The organism is Haloarcula rubripromontorii (assembly GCF_001280425.1).
GTDB lineage: Archaea > Halobacteriota > Halobacteria > Halobacteriales > Haloarculaceae > Haloarcula > Haloarcula rubripromontorii.
The window spans coordinates 713,581-728,917 of the sequence record NZ_LIUF01000002.1; the positions used below are offsets into that span (position 1 = coordinate 713,581).

At 63.7% G+C, this 15,337-nt stretch carries 16 protein-coding genes; 7 read left to right on the top strand and 9 right to left on the bottom strand.

Annotated elements, in window-relative coordinates; all coding sequences use genetic code 11:
• Positions 1-38 precede the first annotated feature (38 nt).
• The 7 genes from AMS69_RS08850 to AMS69_RS08880 are packed head-to-tail and all read right to left on the bottom strand — an operon-like array spanning position 39 to position 5,303.
• Positions 39-728, bottom strand: a complete 690-nt coding sequence (locus tag AMS69_RS08850; protein ID WP_053967690.1) for an urease accessory protein UreF — start codon at positions 726-728, stop codon at positions 39-41.
• Entirely contained in the window at positions 725-1,303 is a 579-nt protein-coding gene (locus tag AMS69_RS08855) for an urease accessory protein UreE (protein ID WP_053967691.1), read from the bottom strand. The genes AMS69_RS08850 and AMS69_RS08855 overlap by 4 nt, the downstream gene beginning before the upstream one ends.
• On the bottom strand, positions 1,303-2,202 hold the full coding sequence (locus tag AMS69_RS08860) for an urease accessory protein UreD (protein WP_053967692.1): 900 nt from the start codon (positions 2,200-2,202) through the stop codon (positions 1,303-1,305). The genes AMS69_RS08855 and AMS69_RS08860 overlap by 1 nt, the downstream gene beginning before the upstream one ends.
• Positions 2,202-2,825, bottom strand: coding sequence for an urease accessory protein UreG (gene ureG, locus AMS69_RS08865; RefSeq protein WP_053967693.1), 624 nt, complete (start codon positions 2,823-2,825; stop codon positions 2,202-2,204). Before ureG ends, AMS69_RS08860 begins: the two co-directional genes overlap by 1 nt.
• On the bottom strand, positions 2,822-3,202 hold the full coding sequence (locus AMS69_RS08870) for an urease subunit gamma (RefSeq protein ID WP_053967694.1): 381 nt from the start codon (positions 3,200-3,202) through the stop codon (positions 2,822-2,824). Before AMS69_RS08870 ends, ureG begins: the two co-directional genes overlap by 4 nt.
• Complete coding sequence (ureC, locus tag AMS69_RS08875; protein WP_053967695.1) at positions 3,199-4,905, bottom strand: urease subunit alpha; 1,707 nt, start codon at positions 4,903-4,905, stop codon at positions 3,199-3,201. Before ureC ends, AMS69_RS08870 begins: the two co-directional genes overlap by 4 nt.
• Entirely contained in the window at positions 4,902-5,303 is a 402-nt protein-coding gene (locus AMS69_RS08880; protein WP_053967696.1) for an urease subunit beta, read from the bottom strand. The genes ureC and AMS69_RS08880 overlap by 4 nt, the downstream gene beginning before the upstream one ends.
• Positions 5,304-5,935: 632 nt before the next feature.
• On the opposite strand from AMS69_RS08880, the gene AMS69_RS08885 reads away from it, so the two are divergent.
• The 6 genes from AMS69_RS08885 to AMS69_RS08910 all read left to right on the top strand — a co-directional run bounded on the left by AMS69_RS08885 (position 5,936) and on the right by AMS69_RS08910 (position 12,432).
• Entirely contained in the window at positions 5,936-7,243 is a 1,308-nt protein-coding gene (locus tag AMS69_RS08885; protein ID WP_053967697.1) for an urea ABC transporter substrate-binding protein, read from the top strand.
• Between the two features lie 2 nt (positions 7,244-7,245).
• Complete coding sequence (gene urtB, locus AMS69_RS08890) at positions 7,246-8,184, top strand: urea ABC transporter, permease protein UrtB (protein WP_053967698.1); 939 nt, start codon at positions 7,246-7,248, stop codon at positions 8,182-8,184.
• Positions 8,185-9,339 (top strand): urea ABC transporter, permease protein UrtC, encoded by a 1,155-nt coding sequence (gene urtC / locus AMS69_RS08895; protein WP_053967699.1) that lies wholly within the window; start codon positions 8,185-8,187, stop codon positions 9,337-9,339.
• Complete coding sequence (locus tag AMS69_RS08900) at positions 9,339-10,145, top strand: ABC transporter ATP-binding protein (protein WP_053967700.1); 807 nt, start codon at positions 9,339-9,341, stop codon at positions 10,143-10,145. Before urtC ends, AMS69_RS08900 begins: the two co-directional genes overlap by 1 nt.
• Complete coding sequence (locus AMS69_RS08905) at positions 10,145-10,843, top strand: ABC transporter ATP-binding protein (RefSeq protein WP_053967701.1); 699 nt, start codon at positions 10,145-10,147, stop codon at positions 10,841-10,843. Before AMS69_RS08900 ends, AMS69_RS08905 begins: the two co-directional genes overlap by 1 nt.
• A 173-nt stretch (positions 10,844-11,016) precedes the next feature.
• The gene (locus tag AMS69_RS08910) at positions 11,017-12,432 is read left to right on the top strand and encodes a sodium-dependent transporter (RefSeq protein ID WP_053967702.1); all 1,416 of its coding nucleotides are present in this window, start codon (positions 11,017-11,019) and stop codon (positions 12,430-12,432) included.
• A gap of 342 nt (positions 12,433-12,774) precedes the next feature.
• Here the strand turns inward: AMS69_RS08910 and AMS69_RS08915 are convergent, their stop codons facing one another.
• Complete coding sequence (locus AMS69_RS08915; RefSeq protein ID WP_053967703.1) at positions 12,775-13,476, bottom strand: endonuclease III domain-containing protein; 702 nt, start codon at positions 13,474-13,476, stop codon at positions 12,775-12,777.
• Positions 13,477-13,777: 301 nt separating this feature from the next.
• On the opposite strand from AMS69_RS08915, the gene AMS69_RS08920 reads away from it, so the two are divergent.
• Positions 13,778-14,542, top strand: coding sequence for a DUF7093 family protein (locus tag AMS69_RS08920; protein ID WP_053967704.1), 765 nt, complete (start codon positions 13,778-13,780; stop codon positions 14,540-14,542).
• A gap of 68 nt (positions 14,543-14,610) precedes the next feature.
• On the opposite strand, the gene AMS69_RS08925 is transcribed toward AMS69_RS08920, so the two are convergent.
• The gene (locus tag AMS69_RS08925) at positions 14,611-15,300 is read right to left on the bottom strand and encodes a hypothetical protein (protein ID WP_238378365.1); all 690 of its coding nucleotides are present in this window, start codon (positions 15,298-15,300) and stop codon (positions 14,611-14,613) included.
• Positions 15,301-15,337: the final 37 nt, after the last annotated feature.

The following is a 15,337-nucleotide window of genomic DNA, read 5'->3' on the forward strand; positions in this document are numbered from 1 at the left end:
AGAACAGGCTCAAACTGTCGCGCTCGAACGTCTGGCCGTCAACTGGCGAACAGCCGACGCTCTGCCCGTTCGTGGTCGGCGGCCAGTACGTCTACGAGGGGGGCAAACGGAGTCATCTCGTCCAGCCCCCGGTCCGCGCTATCCTCGACTGCGGCGGTCATCACCGGCTGTAGGTCGTTCAGGATTCGCTGGGCATCCGTGTGGCCCAGCGAGAGGAGACGCTGGGCCGCACCCAGCAGTCCGGTGACGAAGCCGTGACAGCACAGCAGACAGGCCTCTCGGACGGGGACGCCGGCAAGTCCGGTCGCAACGCCGAGGACGACAGCGTAGTTCCCGGGCGCGTCGTCGGTGTCGACGCGCTCCGCGTAGCGGTCCAGCAGGGCCGACTCCCGCAGTTCTGTCTGGAGCGAGAGGAGTCGGTCCCCGGATTGCTGGGCGCTCTCGCGGAACTCCGCGGCCAGCGTCACGGCCGAGAGCCGCCGGTCGGCCCGACAGACCCCGTCGAGGTCACCGTCGGTGGCGGCGGCGTGTGCGGCCCGGAGCGCGACGAGTTCGGCGGGACCGACCTGCTGGCGGAGGTACGTCGACAGGAGCGCTTCGAGGTCCGCCGCGTCCTCGACCCGGTCGTCTTGAATGAACTGCTCCAGCCCGTACGAGACCGTGTAGGTCCCGACCGGGAGAAACGAGTCAGCCAGCCGGAACGATTCGAGCGTCGCGGCGTCGGTCATTGGTCGCCTCCGTCAATGGTGCGGACGCCGTGGTCGTGGGCGTGGCCACTGCCGCTGTGACTGTGGCCGCTAGCGTCGTGGCCCCCGTCACCGTGGGTGTGGTCGACGCCGTCGTCGTCGAACGTCGTCGGCGGCACGCGCTCGTACCGCATCGGCACGTCTCCGGAGAGCAGGTCCGCGACCGTGGCTTCCATCCGCGCTTTCGACTCGGTCACCGGGAACAGTGCCTCCTCGCCGCGGACCGCCAGGTTCCAGTGTCGGTTCCCGACGGCGTGACCGAGCGCCAGCGCTGCGGTCGGCGACACGTCGCTGTCGGCGAAATCGAGCACCAGGACCTCGACGGCGGCGAGTTCGACGACGACGAGCGTGCCGTCGTCGGCCTCCAGCATGTCGCCGTCCCCGAGGTCGCGGGCGATCACGATACCGAGGTCCCGACCGTCCGTCGTCTCGGTTCGGACCCGCGAGCGGCGGCGTTCGGTGTCCGAAAGCACGACAGTGGCGTGGTCCGACCCGTCGATGGCCTCGGCGACGGAATCGTCGTCGCGGTGGCCGAGATACGTCTCTGCGACCAGCATCAGTACTTCCTCCCGGAGGGGGCGGGCGCGTCCAGCAACTCCCGTCGCGCGTGGTCCCAGGCCGCGTGCAGCGTCGATTGGACGGTCTCGGCCCGGTCGCCGAGGGCACGGACCCCGACGCCGGCACCGTTCGGGAGTGCCGTCGCGCCGGCCCGGGCCTCGCCGTCGGCGACGACCGCGTGGAGCGCGTCACTCAGTTCGTCCTCGTCGCGGTCGGGCGCGAGGACGAACGCCGTCCCGTAGACGGTGAACTCGCCGAGGACGCCGGGCGCGGTCGGGTCGCCGTCGGCCGGCGTCAGATGCGTCGCGTCCTCGAACAGGCGGCCGTCGGGGCCGTCCGCACGCACGCGGGAGAGGTACCGCTCGAACTCGAAGCGTTCGCCCCGGGCGAGACGGCCCGGGACGACCACGTCGGCGACCACGGCGGTCGCGCCGGGGGCCAACCCGACCGAAAGCTCCTGCATGTACCGGGAATCGGCGTGGAGAATCGTCGGCTCGGGCACGTAGTCTAGGTGGCCGTCGGTGCCGACGCTGAGGGTCGTCTCCGCGGCGGCGTAGTTACACGTCATCGTCTGGACCTTCGTCGAACTCTGGGTCGAGACGTGCGCGACGGCTTCGTCCCCGACCTCGATGGTCACGTCGTGACGGTCGCCCTGGGCGACGCCACCGGTCGGCGACTGGACGAAGACGGTGTCGGCCTCGGGGAGGGGGTCGTGGCCCAGCGTGCCCGAGATGTGGAACGGGACCGTCGCGTAGTCGTGGACCAGGGTCGTCCCGTCGGCCGTCCGCTCGAAGGTCAGTTCGAGCACGCCGTCTTTCCCCGGCGACCCCACGGCGGCCTGCGGGACGGCCTCGGTCGCGTACCCCTCGAACGCCGGATGGGGCGCGTCCGCGGCCATCAGGCGAACAGCACCCCTTCCCGGACGTGTGACAGCACCTCGTCGACGTTGGTCTCGTCCTTGCAGTTGGTGAACACGACGGGGCCGTCCCGGACCTCGTCGGCGTCCCGCTCCATTACGTCGAGGTCGACGCCGACGTGGGGCGCGAGGTCGGTCTTGTTGACCACGAGCAGGTCACAGTCGACGACGCCCGGCCCGCGCTTGCGCGGGATGTCCTCGCCTTCCGCGACGGAGATGACGTACAGCGAGTAGTCGGCGAGTTCGGGGTTGAACGTCGCCGCGAGGTTGTCGCCGCCGCTCTCGACCAGCACGAGGTCCAGTTCGGGGTGGTCGGCGAGGAACGAATCGATTTGCTGGAGGTTCATCGACGGGTCCTCGCGGATGCCAGTGTGCGGACACGCGCCGGTCTCGACGCCGGCCACGAGGTCCTCCGGGACGACCCCGGCGAAGCGCTCGCGGAGCACGTCCGCGTCCTCCTGTGTCAGGATGTCGTTGGCGATGACGCCCACGTCCAGGCCCTGCTCGCGCAGTTTCGGGACGAGCGCCGTCAGTAGCGATGTCTTGCCGGAGCCGACCGGGCCGCCGATGCCGACCGTCGCCACGTCGCGGTGCGTGAGGCTCACTCGTCGGCCTCCGTCGCGTCGTCGCCGTCCGTTGCGGCGTCCTCGCCCTCGCTATCGGCGGTCCCCACGCTGTCGGAGCGAATCGGGTCGTGGACCGTCACGAGCTTGGTCCCGTCGGGGAACACCGGTTCGACCTGAATCATGTCTATCATCTCGGGGACGCCGTCCATCACGTCCTCGCGGCCGAGCAGTTTCGACGCGCCGGAGCGGATTTCGGCCACCGACTGGCCGTCTCGTCCCCGCTCGATGCACCAGTCGCTGATGTAGGCGACGGCTTCGGGGTGGTTCAGCGGGACGCCGCGTTCCTTGCGGCGTCGCGCGACCTCTGCCGCGGTGAAGACCGTGAGTCGTTCCTGTTCTTTGGCTGTGAGTTTCATAGCAGGTATCGCTGTGCGAGCGGGAGTTCCGAAGACGGTTCGCAGGTGACGTGGTCGCCGTCGACCCGGACCTCGAACGTCTCGGGGTCGACCTCGATATCGTCGGGGCAGTAGTCGTTGTACACCATGTCGTCCTTGCCGGGCGTGCGCGCCCCCTCTATCGGGACGACGCGGGAGTCGAGCCCGTACTCCTCGCCGACGCCGGCCTCGGCGGCCGCCGGGGAGACGAACGACAGGGAAAGGGCGTGCCTGGCCTTGCCGACCGCGCCGGCCCGTTCGCGCTGGATGATGGGCTCGCAGGTCATCAGCGAGCCGTTGGCCTCGCCCATCTCCGAGTGGACCGGGAAGCCGCCCTTGAACGTCATCGCCGGCTTGACACCGAAGAACGCGGGGTCCCAGAGGCAGATGTCGGCCAGTTTGCCGGGTTCGAGGGTTCCGACGTACTCGTCGATGCCGGCGCTGATAGCGGGGTTGATGGTGTACTTGGCGATGTAGCGCTTGATGCGGTGGTTGTCCGCGCCGGTCCCCTCGTCCTCGGGGAGCGGGCCGCGCTGGGATTTCATCTTCGAGGCCGTCTGCCACGTCCGCGGGATGACCTCGGCCATCCGCCCCATCGCCTGGGAGTCGGAGGTCATCATCGAGATGGCCCCCATGTCGTGGAGCACGTCCTCGGCGGCGATTGTCTCCGCGCGAACGCGGGACTCAGCGAAGGCCACGTCCTCGGGCACGTCGGGGTTGAGGTGGTGACACACCATCACCATGTCCAGGTGTTCGTCGAACGTGTTGTCGGTGTAGGGCATCGACGGATTGGTCGACGACGGGAGCATGTTCGGCTCGCCGACCATCTCCATGATGTCCGGCGCGTGACCGCCGCCCGCGCCCTCGATGTGGAACAGGTGCATCGTCCGGCCGTCGACAGCACCGAAGGTGTTCTCGACGAAGCCGGCCTCGTTCAGCGTATCCGTGTGCATGCAGACCTGCACGCCCTCGTCTTCGGCGACGTCGAGGCAGGTGTCGATTGTCTCGGGCGTCGACCCCCAGTCCTCGTGGAGCTTCAGTCCGCAGGCCCCGGCCGCGACCTGCTCGCGGAGCGGGCCGGGGTCGGAGGCGTTGCCCTTGCCGTAGAAGCCGACGTTGACCGGCCACTCTTCGGCGGCCTGCAGGAAGCGCTTGATGTTCTCCGGGCCGGTCGTGGTCGTGGTCGCGCCGCCGCCGTACCCGCCGCCGAGCATCGTCGTGATACCGCCCGACAGCGCGTGTTCGTGGAGCTGTGCGGAGTTGAAGTGGATGTGGATGTCGAGGCCGCCGGCGGTCGCTATCTTCCCCTCGGCCGGGTACACGTCCGTCGACGGGCCGACGACCATGTCGACGCCGTCCATCGTGTCGGGGTTGCCGGCCTTCCCGATGCCGGCGATCTCGCCGTTCCGAATGCCGATGTCGGCGGCGACGATGCCGAGTATCGGGTCGATAATCGTCGCGTTAGTCAGTACCCAGTCGAGTGCCCCCTCCGCCTGTGTGACGCCGGGAGCCATCCCCAGGCCGTCACGCAGGGTCTTGCCGCCGCCGAACACGGCCTCGTCGCCGTGGGTCCGCAGGTCCTCCTCGACCTCGGCGAACAGTTCCGTGTCACCGAGCCGGATTTTATCACCCGTCGTCGGCCCATACAGTTCGGCGTAGTTCTCGCGGTCGATGTCGCGTGTCACTCCGCTCCCTCCTCATTGTCGGCCCCGGTGTCGCGGAATCCGGCCGCGCGCATCCACTCGACCGCGTCGCTCGTGTCGCCGTCGACGCTCCCGTTCACGAGGCCGTTCATCCCGTGGGCGCGGCGCTTCCCGCCGATTTCGACGAGTTCGACGGTCTGCTCCTCGCCGGGCTCGAACCGGACGGCCGTCCCGGCGGGGATGTTCAGCCGCATCCCCATTGCCGCCTCGCGGTCGAACTCCAGCGCGGCGTTGGCCTCGAAGAAGTGAAAATGCGACCCGACCTGCGAGGGCCGGTCGCCGGTGTTGCCGACGGTCACTTCCGTCGTTTCTCGGCCCTCGTTCAGCGTCACTGTTCCTTCACCTGGGATGACCTCGCCGGGTACAAGTCCATCACTCATCCCGCCACCGCCCCAGTGATTTCTGACTGTTTGTCTATCATCTGCCCCTCTCTTTGAATACACATACTAAAATGGTTGCTCTCTGCGCAAGTGACGCCTCTATATCGAGAATAGGGTTATATACTAAACTTCCAACTCAAAATAAAGGGGTTCGATTATCGAACCGTCCTACTTCCCAGCGCCAACACGACTCACGTCCAGTCTGGCATTAGCATTGGCGGGGAGTCGCTCCTGTGACGCGGGCCAGAATATGACAGGCGATCTCCGGACTGGGGACGCAAAACTGGCCGACAGCGGCGAACCAAACCGCTATGGCGAAAATATTGCCTCGATATCTTCTTTTTCAATATCGGCTAATTAGCGCCTAAAATACTGGAGAATTTCAAACATACTCTCCACTACTAGCTATTCGGGTGACTATCTGTCATATCCTTTGACGACCTTATACTGTCAAGACTGTGTGGTGGACAATATAAGATAAGAGTGGCAAACCTTATTTTCCCCCTCCCAGACGGCAACACTGTGAACGAAATCATGGACGAACGTTCGGATATCATGAGCAGAGAACGATATATTGCCAATGATGTTGGACATAATAGTACTAACAAAAACATCGTAGCGGGGGGAGACGCATGAATCGCTCGTCCGTCAGCCGACGCCAGTTCCTCGGCGCGAGCGGGGCCGCACTCGTCACCGGCCTTGCGGGCTGTTCTGCCGGTGAAGGTGGGACTTCCACGGACACCGCAAGCAGCACTGATACCCTCAAAATTGGCGTTCTGGAGGACCAGTCCGGGAACTTCGCCCTCGTCGGCGACCCGAAGGCCAAGGCGTCGATGCTCGCTATCGAAGAAATCAACGCCAACGGTGGTATCGACGGCAAGCAGATCGAGACGTTCCAGCGCGACCCTCAGTCTGATAACCAGCGGTATCAGGAGCTCACCCGCACGGCGATTAACGAGGAGAACGTCGACGCGCTGTGGGCCGGCTACTCCTCGGCGACCCGTGAGGCCATCCGTCCGATAATCGACCGCAACGAACAGCTCTACTTCTACACCACGCAGTACGAGGGCGGCGTCTGCGACGAGTTCACCTTCGCGGTCGGCCCCACCGCCCGCCAGCAGCTCGGCATCGTCCTCCCGTACCTGGTCGAGGAGTTCGGGCCGGACATCTACACTATCGCGGCCGACTACAACTTCGGCCAGCTCTCCGCTGACTGGGTCAAGGTGCTGGCGAACGAAAACGACGCGAACGTCCTCGGCGAGGAGTTCATCCCGCTCAGTGAGTCCTCGTTCGGCTCGACGATCAACCGGATTCAGGAGGCCGATCCGGACTTCGTCATGTCGATGCTCGTCGGGGCGAACCACACGTCGTTCTACGAGCAGAAGGCTTCGGCCGGCCTTGACGTGCCAATCGGCACCTCGACGGCGATGGCACAGGGGTACGAGCACCGACGGCTCGACGCCCCGGCGATGGCCAACATCTACGCCGGCGTCAACTACATGGAGGAAGTCCCGACCGACAGCAACACGGGTGACGGCGGCTTCGTCGACCGGTACTTCGAGATGTACCCCGACGCCCCCTACCTCAACGAGGAGGCCGAGACCAACTACTTCTCGACGTACATGTATAAGAAGGCCGTCGAGCAGGCCGGGACCACTGAACAGCCGGAAGTCATCGAGGCCCTGGAATCGGGCATCGAACTCGGCACCGAGGAGGCACCCGAAGCGCCGGAGGGAGAGACCATCAAGCTCGACGGCGCGACCCACCACGTCGACCATCACATGTGGATTATGCGCGCCGACGAGGAGCACAACATCGAAGCCGTCGAGAACCGCCAGATTCCCGAAACGTTCCTCTCGGAAACGGCCGGCTGTAACCTCCCCGAGAACCCGGAGCAGACCCAGTACACCCCGGTCGACTACTACGAGGAGGCCGAGTAGGGATGGTAAACGGGATCAACCTCGCGTTACAGTTCCTCGATAGCTTCGCGTTCATCGTGCTCGCCGCGGCGGGGTTGGCCATCATCTTCGGCATCATGGGCGTCATCAACCTGGCACACGGGGAGTTCATCCTTATCGGGGCCTACACTGCGACGCTGGCCGTGACGCAACTCGGCCTCCCGCTCGTCGTGGCGATGCTCGTCGGCGGTCTGGTCACCGGCCTCTTCGGGATTCTGACCGAGCGGGTCATTATCTCCGGAGCGTGGCCAAATTACATCAGTCAACGGACGCTGGGCCGCGATGTCATCGAACCGCTGTACGACCGGCTGGCCGATTCCATGGTCGCCACGTTCGGGCTCAGCCTGATACTGACGCAGGGCGCTCGGATCCGCTTCGGGAATTCCATCGACCAGATAGCCACGCCGTTCGGTGCGATATCGTACGGGGAGTTCTCGTACTCGTCGTATCGGATCGTCCTGGCTGGCGTCAGTATCGGCCTGCTTCTGGTCACCTACTACCTGTTCACTCGGACGGACTTCGGGATGCGAGCCCGGGCGACGATACAGGACAAGGAGACGGCACAGGCGATGGGCGTCAACACCGACCGGATGTACATGCTGACGTTCGGCTTCGGCTCGGCGCTGGCCGGACTGACCGGCGCGCTGTTCGCGCCAGTCATCTCGATGCAGCCGACGCTGGGCGACCAGTTCCTGGTCGAAGCGTTCGTCGCTGTCGTCGTCGGCGGCCCGAGCGTCGTCCTCGGGACCGCGCTATCGGGGGGTGTCCTTGGGGCGATTCTGGCCACGTTCTCGAATCTCTACGGGACGTTCATCGGCCGTATCGCGCTGCTCGTTGCTGCGCTCATCGCCCTCCGGTTCCTCCCCAACGGCATCACCGGCTTCATCGAACAACTGCGGAAACGGAGACAGGAGAGCGACTAGATGTCGAGAAACAGTGCAAACGGTGGGATGAACAGGTCGCTCCCGAGCCGGCTTCGCAGTCGGTTCGAGGGGCCAAACACCATCGGGGAGTCACGTGGGTTCTGGGTTGGCTTCGCCGCCGCCGTAGCGGCGCTCGCCATCTACCCGGCCTTCGGTGATGGCTCCCAGCTGTCGCTGTTCATGGTGCTGGCCCTCTTGGGGCTTTCCCTGTCAGTCGTCTGGGGCTACTCGGGCGTGTTGAGCTTCGGGCAGGTCGTCTTCTTCGGCATCGGAGCCTACACGTTCGGCGTCGTCTCGATCAACTTTGCGACCCCGGGTGGGATCACGGCTGCCGTCGTCGCCGGTATCGTCGGCGGCGGCCTCAGCGCCGCGATTCTGGGCTACTTCATGTTCTACGGCGGGGTGCGGGACGTCTACGTGACCATCATCACGCTCGTCTCGACCATCGTGATGCACACGTTCATGGCTCAGACCGCCGGGTCAGAGTGGGCCATCGGCGAGGCGGCGCTGGGCGGGTTCAACGGGATGCCGGACATCCCGCTGTTGACCCTCGGCGTCGGTGGGCTGTCGTACCAGTTCATCTACAACCCGTTCCCGATGCGGATACTCGGCATCGGAGCGTTTGAGATCAGTCCGTTCTACTATCTCGTGTTAGTGTTGCTGGTCGGGACGTACCTCGGACTGCGAGCCCTCGTCAACTCCGACTACGGCCGCGTGATGGTCGCCGTTCGCGAGGACGAGGACCGCACAGAGATGTTTGGCTACAACGTGACCCGCGTCAAGTTCGTCGTGTTCACGCTCGGAGGCGCGCTGGCGGGGTTGTCCGGCGTGCTGTACGCCGCACGGAACGTCTACATCGACCCGACCGTGTTCTCGCTGCTGTTTGCGACGCTGCCGGTCATCTGGGTGAGTATCGGCGGCCGAAAGAGTTTGCTCGGGGCCGTCGTCGCCACGCTCGCCGTCGAGTACCTTCGCATCTCGATGGCGGGTGAGCTGGCGCTGGTCCTGCTTGGCACCCTGTTGCTGGTGACGATTCTGGTGCTTCCGAGCGGCCTCGTTCCGTGGCTCCACGAACAGATCGTCGACACTCGACTCGGACCGGGTGAAGCCGGTGGAGCCGACACACCCGATGCGCCGAGTGAGGTGAGTGACTAATGAGTGATACTGAAACCGAATCCGATATCGACCCGCTTGGACCGAACGTCCGGCAAACCGCTGCGGAACTGGCAACGGGCGACAGAACCGAGACACTGCTGCAGACCGACGGCCTCGTCAAACAGTTCGGCGGGTTCACCGCCACCGACGACGTCGACTTCTCGGTCGCCGAGGGGGAGCTTCGCTGTCTCATCGGCCCCAACGGGGCCGGCAAGTCGACGCTGTTGAACTTGATTACTGGTACCTACGAGGCGAGTGACGGCAGCATCTACTACAACGGCCACGACATCACCGACCTCGACCCACACGAGCGGGTGTCACGCGGCATCAGCATGAAGTTCCAGGTTCCGTCCGTGTACGGTGATCTGAGCGTCAGAGAGAACGTCAGGCTCCCCGTCCAGCAGTTCGCCGATGGAGAGGAGCGGCGGCGGCTTGTCGCGGAGGCCATCGAGGCTGCTGGTCTTACCGGCTACGAGGACGTCGATGCGTCCCAGCTCTCACACGGCCAACAACAGCAACTGGAAATCGGGATGGCTGCCGCGCTCGAACCCGACCTGCTCTTGCTGGACGAGCCGGTTGCCGGCCTCGACGTGGCTGAGCGCGAAGCTATCGCCGAGCGGATCAGACGGCTCAACGAGGAGGCAGGGATCGCTTTCATCGTCATCGAACACGACACCGACTTCGTCGCAAGCATCGCCGAGGAAGTGACCGTCCTGCACAACGGCGAAGTGTTCCGCGAGGGACCAATTGCGGAAATCGAATCTGACCCGGAGGTCCAGCGGATCTATCTGGGGGGTGAGTCGTGATGCTCGAACTCGATGACGTTTCCGCTGCATACGACACGACGCCGATACTGCGGGACGTGGACCTCTCCGTCGAGGAGGGGGAAATCGTCGGCGTGATGGGGAAAAACGGCGTCGGCAAGACGACGCTCCTGAAGACGGTGATGGGGCTCTTAGAGCCCAGCGAGGGGACTATCAGCTACGACGGCACCGACGTGACCCACGCGAGCGCCGACGAGCGCGCCCGGGCCGGCGTCGGCTACATTCCGCAGGGCCGGGACGTGTTTCCCAAGCTAACCGTCGAACAGAACATCAAAATGGGTGAGACCATCCGGTCGGACAGCGATGAAACGCTGTACGACCAGATATACGACTACTTCCCCGTGCTGGAAGAGCGGGCCAGCCAGGAGGCCGGCACGCTCTCGGGCGGGCAACAGCAGATGCTCGCCATCGGCCGCGCACTGGTCTCGAACCCCGACCTGCTCTTGCTCGATGAACCGTCTGAGGGCATCCAGCCCTCTATCGTCGATCAGATCAGCCAGGATATGCAGACAATTAACGACGACCTCGGGACGACGATTCTGTTCGTCGAGCAGAACCTCGGGGTCATCCGTGAGATGGCCGACCGCTGTTACGCGATGGAGCGTGGCACGGTCGTCGACGAACTCGGCCCGTCGACGATCGCCGACGAGGACGCTATCGCGGAGTATCTCGCGGTCTGAGACGGGCTGTTGTCGCTGGTCCGGCCGCTGGCACCTTCGGGCGGTCGCCCGCGGAACGACCCATGGCGGTTCGGACGCGCGCTGTAATATTGCGTATCTAACTATTCCCTGATTACAGGCAAGCAACCGAATCAACAGGAACTTGAGTACCCATCGTACAGACGTGTACACGAATGTCCGATCGTGATTCATGGATCTCGAACCTCGGTTTCGTGCTTGCCGCTGTCGGCGGTGCAGCGGGCCTCGGGAACATCTGGCGGTTCCCCTGGCTGACCGCCGGAAACGGCGGCAGCGCGTTCCTCATCGTTTATCTGCTCGTCGTCGTCGGTATCGGCGTTCCGGGACTGCTCGCTGAGTTCGTCCTCGGACGCTGTGGGCGGCAGACGCCAACTGCGGCGTTGCGCTCACTCACCGGCTCCCGCTGGGGGTCGTGGCTGGGCGCGTTCAACGTCCTCACAACGCTCGTTATCCTCTCGTTCTACTCCGTCGTCGGCGGGTGGATCCTCCGCTACACGTTCGTCTCGCCGGTCGGGGCGTACTTCGGGCAGCCCCAGCAGTACTTCGGAGCGATGAGCTTCGGACTCGACGCGGTCGCCTTTCACCTGCTGTTTCTCGGTATCGTCGCTGCCATCGTCTTTTTCGGCGTGAGCAACGGTATCGAACGCGTCTCGAAGGTGATGCTCCCCGGCGTCGTGATTATCCTCCTCGGCCTCGCGGTGTGGACGGCCACCCAGCCGGGCACGGCCGCTGGTTACGCGTTCTATCTCAGTTTCGACGCCGAATACCTCGCAGCGAACTTCCTGAGCGTCATCGGACCGGCGGCGGGACAGGCGCTGTTCACTCTCTCGCTCGGTGCTGGCGTCATGTTGACCTACGCCTCGTATCTCGACGATAACGCATCGCTTCCGCGGGATACGCTCGTCATCGCGGTCTCAAACACGTTCATTGGAGTCCTCGCCGGGCTGGTCGTCATTCCGCTGCTGTTTTCTCAGGGCGTCGACCCCGGGCAGGGCGGCCCTGGTGCGCTGTTCGTCGCGCTCGCGACGGCGTTTGCGACGCTTCCGGGCGGTGAACTCGTCGCGACTGCGTTCTTCGCGACCGTGCTGATGGCCGCGGTGACCAGCGGTATCAGCCTGCTTGAGACACCGGTAGCAACGCTCGTCGACAGCTTCGGCGTCCCGCGACGCCGGGCGACGGTACTGGTATCGATCCTGCTTGCGGCCACCGGGAGCGGACTGTCACTCACAAGCTCGGTATTCCAGTTCGTCTCCGGCACGCTCGCCGACCTCCTCTTGACTGTCGGGCTGTTCGCGTTCACTGTCATCGTCGGCTGGCTGCTGCGCGAGGACGCGGTCGCGGAGTTCCGCGCCGGAACCGACCGCTTCGAGTGGCTGGCCGAGCCGTGGCTCCTGACCGTTAGCTGGGTGCTCCCCGTTGTTGTACTGTTCCTGCTGACGAACACGCTCGCGTCGCTCGCCGGGATGTCGCTGGGACTTGGCGGCCGAGCGCTTATCGCTGTCGTCGGCACTGTCGCCCTGGCTGTCATCGTTCGAAACGGAAGCCGAAGCGACCTGTTGAGTTCGCACTAAGACGGCTGTCTTGACTCGCCCCTGCTCTGGAACCCGGCAATGTCGCGGGGACCGTACTTTCGATTGTAGCTTCCCGCACACTGTTCGCTAACGGCTCTTGTACGCGGCGGGGCAGAAAAGGCACACACCGCATCCAACCCTCCCCTCTCAATATTGCGACCGGGAATCCGTCTCATCGGCGTCATCGTTCAGTGTGGTCACGGACCCTTACCCCTCGAATGGCCTGACCTGACACGGTAGTCAAATTATTCACTGCTCATTCCTCGTGTCACCTGCGCACCGTTGAAAACCAGCGATGGCTTAATGGAATATGTTTCGGCAGTTCGCGGCCGTCATCTGGCGCTAACACGCCTCGCAGCTGCAGTAGCGCTCGCAGACGGGGTTCGTACAGTCGGGACTACGCGCTGAGCAGAACTCCCTGCCGTGGGTAATAAGCAGGACGTGCAGCGGATAGGTCAGTTCGTCGGGAATGAGCGCGTCTAACTCGTCGTGGGCACGCTTGTTCGTTGCCGACTCGGTCACTAGCCCGAACCGCTTGGAGACCCGCTCGACGTGGGTGTCGACAGCCATCGTTGGCTTCCCGAAGTGGAAGTTCAGGACGACGCTGGCGGTCTTTGGGCCGACGCCCTTGATGTCGGTGAGCCAGCCTTTCGCCTCGTCAGCAGGCATGGCGTCGAGGAAGGCAAGAGAGTAGGCACCGCCGGTTTCCTCGCGGATGGCTGTAAGCGCCCGCTGAATACGGGCAGCCTTCTGATCGGGGAGCCCTGCAACGCGGATGGTGTCGGCCAGCTTTCCGTGGTCTGCGGTCTCAATGGCTGCGAAGTCGTCATACGCTGTGAACAGCGCCTCGGTGGCTCGGCGCGTGTTTTCGTCGGCGACGTTCTGTGAGAGAATCGTCGTCACCAGCTGTCGAACCCCTTCACCAGGGTCGGCGTTGGCATCGGCACCGTGATCGCTCGTGCGTTCGACTGGCCCATGCAGCGAGACGAGGTCATCGTGGAGGTCACGAACATCGGCGGTGTCCCACTCCTCAATCGTCGACATATTGTTCGACACGGACTGGACCGACTTCAAGACACTGACGCCTCGTTCGGTTTCGATCCACGACGCCCCTACACCGTGGCAGATCCGATTTTCGACGGAGCCATACCACTCACCGTGTGACTGCCAGGCGGCAGCAGCGAGATCGGAATTGAGGCAGTCTACTGGAGTACGTCCCTCTCAGTATCCAATGGTATTTCGCGATGGGCGGGGGTAGTCACAGACGCCTTCGCCCGGGTATGACGAGATATAGTTGTCACTGATTGTGAATACCTTCTTAGCTATGCGAAGTAAATGGCCGTGCATGGGGATGCGCTGTGAACTATTCGGACATGACTTCGGAGCCTCGAAAATAGAGGAGTCCTATGATGAAGGCGAGCGCGGCACTGTTCTAACCGTTCGGGAATATCGGTCTTGCCAGCGATGTGGCCACATCCGCAATATCTCCGAGAACCGGGGCTTGATATCCACGACAGAGGAATCGAAAGCAAACGATGGCCCGCCGGACAAGGCCGAATACAGCGCCGAGACTCGGCAGCCAGCGGAACGGCAAGAGAGGGTAGCAGACGAGACTGAAGCGACAGATACGGCACAGGCGTCGGAAACGGATCCGACTGAGTCTCCCGAATCAGCGACGACCACGCCGGAAACGGTCGGAGACCAATCCCCGGATGCGGAAGTGAGTGATGCGTCTATGACGGAGATTTCATCGACACCACCAGAGAAGACTGACGATGCTGTAATCCTGTCGGAATCAGAGCCACAGGAGCCAGCTGACGCCAGCACCCCGCCGCTGAACAACGACGATGCAGTCATCATCGATGCTGCTACAGATACTGCACACTCACCGTCTGAAACATCCGACGGGCCAGATAGTAGAAACGACCGGGACCGGAGCCCACCCACAGCGGATGACGGAGAGAATACTTCAGCCGACTCGGAGCCCAGTTATACGTGCCCGAGGTGTGCGTTCGAACTCCCTGCGAGTGAATCGTCGTTCTTTGCCGGTGATGTCTGTCCGCAGTGCCGAGTCGGCTACCTTGAGGATACAGCAGACAGCGAATCGTGAGCCGTCGACGAAACGTGGCCCCATAGAGAGTGTCGGCGGGAGATTATCGTTCCCCGGTGAGTCTCCGATCAATAGTTTTGGAACAGCAGTTTTCGCACGTCGTCTTTTGTCCGTGCGCTCACCGTCGACCCATCGGGGAGCGTGACTTCGTAGGGTTCGTCGTTTTCGTCAGACCGAGTCCACTTTTCGTCATGTTCGGTCAGTAAACGGTTCGCGACGGAAAGGGTGTCTCCCGGAGTGTTGTTGGCCGACTCGTCTGGTTCGGCTGCGTCATCGGTTTCGACGGTAGCGGATGCTGGACCAGTCTGTGCCGGCGCACCGCCTTGTGCTCCACCGTGTCCGTTGCTCGGCGTCTCTCCTGACTCATCTGGACCAGTACCCCTCTCCTCAGTACCTTCGCTCGCGCTCGTGTCGGATTCGATGTCTGCAAGGCGCGTCGCGAGTTCACTCGTCCCAAGCGCCGAGAGCAGTTTCCCTCGCATCTCGTCGGCTTCAATACCGCTCCCGGGAACCTCCGGCACGTTGGACGCGATGCGCTGGAGTTCCGGATACTCAGCTGCGGCGATTCGCTCGTAGTCGGGACGACTCAGGCCTTGCTCGTCTTCGAGGCGGTCCGGCGGTGTGTATGTATCGAGGAGGTAGGCAACAACATCTTGCGTACGAATATGACCGTACGTCTCGATGAACGCGTCTTCAAGATCCTCCCGCACCGATGTTAAATCCGCCTGTTGTGTGTCCGTAATCTCGATTTCTGGCATCGCTTCCAACATTGGTCGCCCATCTCATAACTCGTTC